Annotated in this window: 5 protein-coding genes and 1 pseudogene; 3 read left to right on the top strand and 3 right to left on the bottom strand. The window is 64.3% G+C overall.

All coding sequences use genetic code 11. From position 1 onward, the window contains the following. Positions 1 to 219: 219 nt before the first annotated feature. The 3 genes and pseudogenes from ACGF3I_RS35070 to ACGF3I_RS35060 form a co-directional block, all read left to right on the top strand. A pseudogene (locus ACGF3I_RS35070) lies at positions 220 to 450 on the top strand (hypothetical protein); the annotation flags it as partial. 189 nt (positions 451 to 639) lie between these two features. Beyond that, on the top strand, positions 640 to 1,182 hold the full coding sequence (locus ACGF3I_RS35065; RefSeq protein ID WP_364494489.1) for an SLATT domain-containing protein: 543 nt from the start codon (positions 640 to 642) through the stop codon (positions 1,180 to 1,182). 8 nt (positions 1,183 to 1,190) lie between these two features. Then, positions 1,191 to 2,063, top strand: coding sequence for a nucleotidyltransferase (locus ACGF3I_RS35060; protein ID WP_393139356.1), 873 nt, complete (start codon positions 1,191 to 1,193; stop codon positions 2,061 to 2,063). A 1,166-nt stretch (positions 2,064 to 3,229) separates the two neighbouring features. Here ACGF3I_RS35060 and ACGF3I_RS35055 read toward each other — a convergent pair. Genes ACGF3I_RS35055 through ACGF3I_RS35045 form a run of 3 tightly spaced genes read right to left on the bottom strand, consistent with a single transcriptional unit; the run spans position 3,230 to position 7,070 of the window. Continuing rightward, the gene (locus ACGF3I_RS35055; RefSeq protein WP_393139354.1) at positions 3,230 to 4,312 is read right to left on the bottom strand and encodes a TniB family NTP-binding protein; all 1,083 of its coding nucleotides are present in this window, start codon (positions 4,310 to 4,312) and stop codon (positions 3,230 to 3,232) included. 2 nt (positions 4,313 to 4,314) lie between these two features. Further along, positions 4,315 to 6,330, bottom strand: a complete 2,016-nt coding sequence (locus tag ACGF3I_RS35050) for a Mu transposase C-terminal domain-containing protein (RefSeq protein WP_393139352.1) — start codon at positions 6,328 to 6,330, stop codon at positions 4,315 to 4,317. Beyond that, positions 6,330 to 7,070, bottom strand: coding sequence for a TnsA-like heteromeric transposase endonuclease subunit (locus ACGF3I_RS35045; RefSeq protein WP_393139358.1), 741 nt, complete (start codon positions 7,068 to 7,070; stop codon positions 6,330 to 6,332). Before ACGF3I_RS35045 ends, ACGF3I_RS35050 begins: the two co-directional genes overlap by 1 nt. Between the last annotated feature and the right edge of the window lie 121 nt (positions 7,071 to 7,191).

Genomic DNA, 7,191 nt, shown 5'->3' with positions numbered 1-7,191 from the left:
GCTGTCCTGTCCGACTGAAGATTGCGAGAGGTGAGTCGGCTGACCTGCGCTTCGCAATCTTGGGCGGGGCTGGCGAGTGCTGGGCTGTCTCGACGTAGGTTGCATAATCGGCGGCCCGTCGACTCCGATGCGAGGCGGCTCTCGCGCTAGGCGCTCGGGCGAGATTGAGTTGTTCTCCGGGAGCTCACGGCAACTCGATACGCGGTGCATGAGGCGACCAAACCGGGCTATGACATGAAGTCGCCGAACGAACTTTGGTCCGATCCTGTCGAGGTCGAGGCGCTGAAGGTTCGACTCGACGATCTGCGTCGGGCGAAGATCCGGCTCGCTGATGAGGTGCTCCTAGTCGGCGACTACATCGGAGACAGCACCCGAGCCGAAATCGCCTACGCCCGGTCGCTGGGCAAGCCCGTGCGGTTCACGCACCCCGAAGTCGACCCTGACGCCTGACCGCCCACTGCCACCTCGACAACCGGGGCCAGCATCCCGCCGCCTGACCGTCTTGCGGTGGCTTCGGCCGCCGCCCCACCCCACACCCTCCGCAGGCATCCCTTGGAATTGATCATCTACGGCAGGCCTCTCAACATCGCTCTCAAGTGTTCGGCTACGACTGTCAGACCCTCCGACTAGCGTGTGCCCATGGAAACGGATGGTGAGACCGGCGACGCCAGGCGCAGAAGGGCGATCGAGGCTGAGTTCAGGCGACTCGAGGAGAGCGCCATGTACAGCGCCCAGATGCAGTTCGAGCAGACAAAGCAGTGGCGGGGTGTCAACCTTGGCCTGGGCTTGCCCGCCAGCATCCTTGCTGCAGTGGCTGGCACGACTGCATTGGTTGAGTCAACTGGCCGTGTAGCCGCTGGCGTCATGGCTCTTGCGTCAGCTGGCTTCGGGGCCATCCTGACCACTGTGAACGCGTCCCATCGAATGAACCAAGCTGCAGCAGCGGCGAACGCGTACCTGGAGATCCAAACCGCCGCCCGTCAGGCGAGGGAGATCGATCTACCTACCTGGCCTCTCGACGAGGCCCGCAACGCTCTGGCCGAACTGACTGCCCGGCGAGATGAGCAGAACAAGACGGCCGAACCGCCGAATCGGCGATCGTATCGAAAGGCGAAAGCCAACATTGACGCCGGCGGCCAGTCATACGCAGTGGACGAGAGCACACCCGCGACAGGACAGTAGGCGAACCCATGGCACTTTCCGTAGACGCAGGATTTGACACCTTCCTCACGCGGCTGGTTCCGCTCGCTTCGCAGCGCGAGGCTGCGGCGAAACACAGAGCCAGTGTTGAGACTTCGCTGAGCCAAGCGCTCGGTGTCCACCTCTTCCGCGAGATCGGCTCATCCTTCGGCCATGGAACCGGGGTGCGTGACTACTGCGACGTGGACCTACTCGTCAGCATCAAGGGTCTTAGACCCACCAGTTCTGACACGGCGTTGGGTTGGGTGAAGTCGGCTCTTCAATCGAGTTTCCCGTACACCGAAGTGGTGGTGCGCAGACCAACTGTCGTGGTCAAGTTCAAGCAGGGAACCGAGACATGGGAAGTGCTGCCTGGATTCATCACGATCCGTGGAGACCAACAGACACCCGTGTACGACATCCCGGGTGCTGCGAGCGGATGGATGGACACCGCCCCCACAACACACCTGAGTTACGTCAACGAGGTCAACAAGTTGGGTCATGTCGCTGGAGGCGCGAAGAAGCTGGCTCGCTTGGCTAAGGCATGGAAGTACTACAACAACGTACCTGTCTCCTCCTTCTACTTGGAGATGCGGGCGGCGCAGTACGTGGCCACGTTGTCGTCGTTCGTTGCCGTCTGGGATGTCTGTGGATTGTTGGAATACCTCCACAAGATCCAACTCGCAGCAATGAATGACCCCCGAGGCGCCGCCGGAAGGTTCAGTGCCTACTCGACGCCAGCAAACGGGACAGCCGCCCTCTCCAAGCTGAGCACCGGAGCAGTGCGTGCCCGTAAAGCGCTCGATGCTCATAAGAACAACGACCCCGCCACAGCCTTTTACTATCTCGATCTTCTCTTTGGCGGTAGGTTTCCGGCCCGCTAATAAGGGCCCCTTTCTACCGTCCAAGCACACTTGGCAGGATAGGTGGCGAACGACTCGCGGACGCTCCGGTTCATGCCATCACGCCCCGAAATAGTGCGGGTGAGGAGGCCGATTTGGATAAGTCCACGCCTGAATGGGGTTCCAAGCACGCCGGTAGACAGACGCGACATGGCGGTGCATGACAAGTGCTTCGCCCGCTCGGTTGGTCGGGTCGAACTCTCGGGCATGGCGTTGTCGAGCGCGATGTGTGGCTGCATGCAGCGATGGTCGGTAGAGGTGTGGGGTACGGGTCGGCTTCCTGTCCGCGTAGAGACGGATCGGGGCGACCGGCGCGCGGCGGGAATTGACGTCGGCCCAATGGCTGATCGGATCGTGTAGGCGGTCCCGCTGGTAGGCGGGGTGGGCCAGAATCTGAGCGACTTCCATGTCGAACTGGGTGCGGTCAGCCCAAGAGCCCTGGGCTTTTAGGCGCCAGTACGGGGAAGCGAGTCGTGCTGCGAGGGAGACAGCTTCGGGATAGACGACGGCGCAGAGCCTGGCCGTTGAAAAAGATGCCTCTGATGTTCCCGGTGGAATGAGGATGTTGGCACGTCGGACCCATTCATGCCATGCGCCAGAGGATTTCTCAGGAGGACGGGACCAGAGCTGTCCACAGATGAGGATCGCCGTGAGGACGGCGTCATAGGTGACGGCCCAGCCGACTCGTCGAAGCAGACGTAGGTGGCGTCGCTGTGCTTGGACGACCTCAGGTAGCTGCGTAAGCGACGTGGTGAGGTGGTCGACGTCCGGTGGGCCAATCCAGATTTGGTGTGGGACACAGACGTAGCGGTGATGTGGCAGCAGTTGAAGGACGGGGCCACCGGGATGGCGTCCTGTGCAGATGTGGCAGGCGGGTTGCGGTTCATGCCGAAAGGCATGCCAATCGGGTGCCGGTGTCCGAAGCTCGGGAAGGGCACCAGCGAGCTGATGGAGAGAGCGCCCCGTGAGCATCACGAGCTGTGCTGGGATGAGTCGGCGGACGCTGCTATGGGGCTTGATCGGTTGCGAGATCTGATCCCAGAGCGCCCCGAAATCCATGCCGTGGATCCGTGCCAGCCGGGCGACGTAGGAGCCTGTGATCTCGTGGCGGACGGGCGGGACCGGGTCAGGCAGGCGGCGGATGACCATCAGGACGCGCGCCTCCGTCGGCTTGCGGTCTTGGCCGGGGACGTGAGCTTCTCGGACTGCTCGGCGGCGTAGTCGATCGGGACGATGTTCAGGAGGTCTTCGGTGATGCGTTCACTTCCGCCCTCAATGGCGAGGACGGAAGCGCCGCGAATGAGCTGGGAGAGGCTGCCGATCATTCCGCCGGTGCGGTGGAAGAGGTACTTGCTCAGATTGGGGAGGGTTCCCGGCTTGTGGTGGTGCAGTCGGAGCATGGACTCCAGGGTCTGGACCAACGCTTGCCAGGTGTCGCGGTCCTCGTTGGTGGCGTAGGAGAAGGGGGAGGCCGGGATGACGGTGAAGCGGCCGGCGATCTGGCGCCCGCGCGTGCCGGCGAACAGTCCCTGAGCCTCGACGTCGATGCCCGCGTAGATGAATGTGGCAGGCAGCCGCTCGGCGAAGTATTTGAGTTGGTCGGAGGCTTCGGCGCCGGTTCGACTAGCCAGATTGAGGTTGTGTAGTTCGTCGATCAGTACGAGGTCGACGTGAACGTGGGCGGCGGTCGCGCAGACCGCGTCGACGACGTCGGTGATGTTGGACCGTGCCGGGAATGACAGGCCGAAGAACCGGGCGAACTCCACCGCGAGCATTCGCGGGGTGGCCGCTGGCGGGACCGTTGCGTAGAGGACCGGCAGCCGGTTGCGGTCGCGCGGATGACGCTTGCGGACGGCGAGTTCATGGGCCCGCCCCAATTGCGACAGAGCTGTGGTCTTTCCGGTGCCCGAAGCGCCGCTGAGGATGACGCCGCGGCGGGCCGAGATCTGCTGGCGGTTGAGCTGCACCAGCAGGCGGGAAGTGGCGACGACCTTGCGGATCGTCGGGGTGTTCACCAGTGGGAGGTCGGCGTGATACTCGCGGCGCAGGTCGTCCGCACGCATCCGTTGCCGCTCGCTCTGCGATGCCCGTTCATCGGCGGACAAGAGGATGGGAGGAATCGGTTCGTGTTCGACGAATCGTCGCCAGCCCTCCTTGGTTGTCAGAGGGCTGTCCGGCGGTGGCCCCTGCTGTTCTTCTTCCTTGACCGGAGTCGTTGGCGGGGCAGTCATGCTCAGAGCCACCTTTCGGCCTCTGCGTGAGCGTCGAAGACACCGAACGGTGCCACCGGGGCGAGCGGCTGGAATGTTGGGGGCGTGTTGGGCTCAGGCTCGTCGGCAGGTGAGGGGATGGCGACCGCCGCTCGGGTTCGGTCGAGCACGCGGACTGTGCGTTTGTCGGGGCCGTGCTCGGCCCGGCTCAGCAGCTTGCCCAGCAGACGGGCGACTGTTTCTTCGTTGGTGTCGTCCAATCCGGCATCGGTGGCCAGGCGGCGTGCGTGGCGCCAGGTGAAGTCCGCGAACGGAGCGTTGATCAGCGGTAGCTGGATCCAGGGGACGGTGATCCATCCGTGAAGCGTGCGTACGAATACTTGGGACAGGTCGTAGGGGTCGTAGTGCACTTCCCAGAGACCACGCTTCGCAGTAATTCCGGACTGCTGGCGCCGCCACGGTCCCAGGTCCGCGCAGTCGTAGGTGCGGTGGTCGATCCGGATTCCGTAGTCGTTGACCGCCCGCCAGGCAACCGGCAGCAGTTCCAGGTAGTCCTCACCACGCAAGACCAGCGGCAGGTAGCCGCTGGCTGCGACCAGAGACGTGTACTTGTCGTTCGGCGACATCGCCATCTTGGGTCGGTAAGGATCGCGGAGGCTGTCGTGCGGCCTCATCTGCCACCCGACGAGAAGCCACTCGTCCAGCAACTCCTGGAGTTCGGGAATTGTCCAGGCTGCGTGCGCTTCCACCCGCTCGCCCCGGCGGGAGACGTTGGGGCCGGTGTAGGCGGCGACGTGCTGGCAGAACAAGGTGTTGATCGCGGAGAAAGTCGCCTCCACGATGGCCTTGTCCGTAGGCGTGCGCGGACGTGCTCTTTGGACTGAGACCCCGAGTCGGTTGCAGGCCCGGATGAAGGTTTCCGAGATGAATACCTTCCCGCCGTCGATGACGACGGTGTCCGGCACGATCACCGGTTTTGCGGCGGCCTGTTCCATCCGCGTATCCACGTCCAGCAAGCGCCGGTGTGGCATCCGAGAAGCCGCCATCCGAAGTGAGTTCGACCAGCCCGGCCGCATCGGTTCCGGCACCAGCATCCGGGCCAGCAACAGGGAGGCGTCCACCGCCTTCGTGCCCATCGGCCGCAGCACGGCCGCGCAGATTGTGCGGGTGGCGACATCGACAGCGATCGTTAGATCAGCGCGCGCAGGCAGACCGGAACCGAGCACCACCATCACGTCTACCGGGGTGGAGTCGATCTGTACCTGTTCCCCGGGCCGGTCCGCGAACGTCGGAGTGAACGGGCCGTCAGGCCGGTTGGCCATCTGTCGGCGGGTGACGGCAGAGCCGAAGGTGTGCCGGCCGGTGGAAAGCGCGTCGACAAGCCGATAGAACGTGCTCCTGCTGGGCAGCGGCACCGTCCCCGTTCCGTGCACCTCCTCCACCATTTTGATCACTCGGCGGATCAGCCGCGAGCGGGTTCCGGTCGAGGCCGCAGTCTCGTCGTCCATCACCTGGCGGATCACGTCGATCAGTCGTGCATCCGCTTGGCCCGTGGTCTCCCACTCGCGGACCATGCGCTGATCGACCAGCCCCCAAAGCCCTTGACGCGCATAGCGAGCCCGCCTGCTCTGGACGGTACGGACACTGACCCCCAACTCGTGGGCCTTCGCCGCATCACGCTCGGCCAGACTCCGCTCCGCCGGGTCGTACTCCGGCCGTGGCCTGGTCCCTGGATCGGTCGTCGGCGGCGACCCGGTTTCGACCTCCACGACATGACGTTCCCACTCCCGCGCGGCTGCCAGCACAGACTCCGGAAGGCTGTCCAATAGGCCGAACGGTTCGACAGCGGCCTGGTGTTCTGTTCCTGTGACCGCGAAGCCGGGGGAGGCCATCAGGTAGGAGGCCAGAACCACCGACTCCACCCCGTCCTGAGAGCGCAGCCGTACCGAGGTTCCAGCCAAGGCCACCACCTGGTGGTCGCCATCCGCGTAGGTGACCCAGTCACCGGGGCGCAGCACAGAAGCGCTCCCGCCCGCCATCACTGCACCGTCCCTGGCGACACCATTGCCGCGGCGTGCAGCGGAACCTGGACATCCACCGAGAGTTCGTGAAGCCACAACAAATGGAACAGCACCGGCAGCACGGCGATGGGATCTCCCGTCAGCGTGGCGCCGTCCATCAATGGGCATGATGCGGCGAACACCTTCCGCAGTTCGGATGCGATTGGCTCCACCAGATGGCGCGGATGTCGGTAGCCAGCCAACCACCTCACATTCCTCACCAGGATCTCGTCCGGTGCCCCCACCAGCCGGAACTCCCACCCCACCTGATCGCAGGCCGCCCGCGTCGCCTCGAATTTCTCCCAGTCCCGAGGCCGGCGCCGTTCCACAGGGCGGCAGTCGAACACCACTGCGGAGCCGTCGTCCCGCCGTGCGAAGAAGTCTGGCACGTGCGAGAGACCCTTGCTGTTCCCCGACATCCAGAACAGCCAAAACGGCTGTGACGACACCGCCACCACGGACGGGTCAAAGTCCATCAGCATCACGTGATCACGTTCCAGCCAGGACTCGTACCCGATGTGCCCGTCCGTCGTCGACGACCACCACAGCCCTGGCAGGTGCCGCTGCCCTTTGTACGACTTGAACGCGCGTACCGGCGCGACGTCCTCGAACCGTACTGACCACACATCGGCCAGCGGTCGGCGTAGTTCCGATCCATCTTGCTCGACGTACCCGACCTCGAATCCATCGGCGGGCGGCCCCTGTGCACCGCCGGCCAGCACGCGTAAGCCAGCTTCCACGGGTGGCCTAACGCCAGGTCCACTCGCAAGGTAACGCGGGACCTCGCAAGATCCCTCGCAACCTATGCCCGGACTTCGCAGGGTTCAGTGAGACAGGACA

The sequence above is a fragment of the Streptomyces sp. NPDC048111 genome (assembly GCF_043202815.1).
Classification (GTDB): Bacteria; Actinomycetota; Actinomycetes; order Streptomycetales; family Streptomycetaceae; genus Streptomyces.
Note: the sequence above shows the minus strand (reverse complement) of the source record. Positions and strands in the feature narration are given on the sequence as shown.

Coding starts and splice junctions, on each gene's coding strand:
- ACGF3I_RS35065 (WP_364494489.1), top strand. CDS start 640: ATGGAAACGGATGGTGAGACCGGCGACGCCAGGCGCAGAAGGGCGATC.
- ACGF3I_RS35060 (WP_393139356.1), top strand. CDS start 1,191: ATGGCACTTTCCGTAGACGCAGGATTTGACACCTTCCTCACGCGGCTG.
- ACGF3I_RS35055 (WP_393139354.1), bottom strand. CDS start 4,312: ATGACTGCCCCGCCAACGACTCCGGTCAAGGAAGAAGAACAGCAGGGG.
- ACGF3I_RS35050 (WP_393139352.1), bottom strand. CDS start 6,330: ATGGCGGGCGGGAGCGCTTCTGTGCTGCGCCCCGGTGACTGGGTCACC.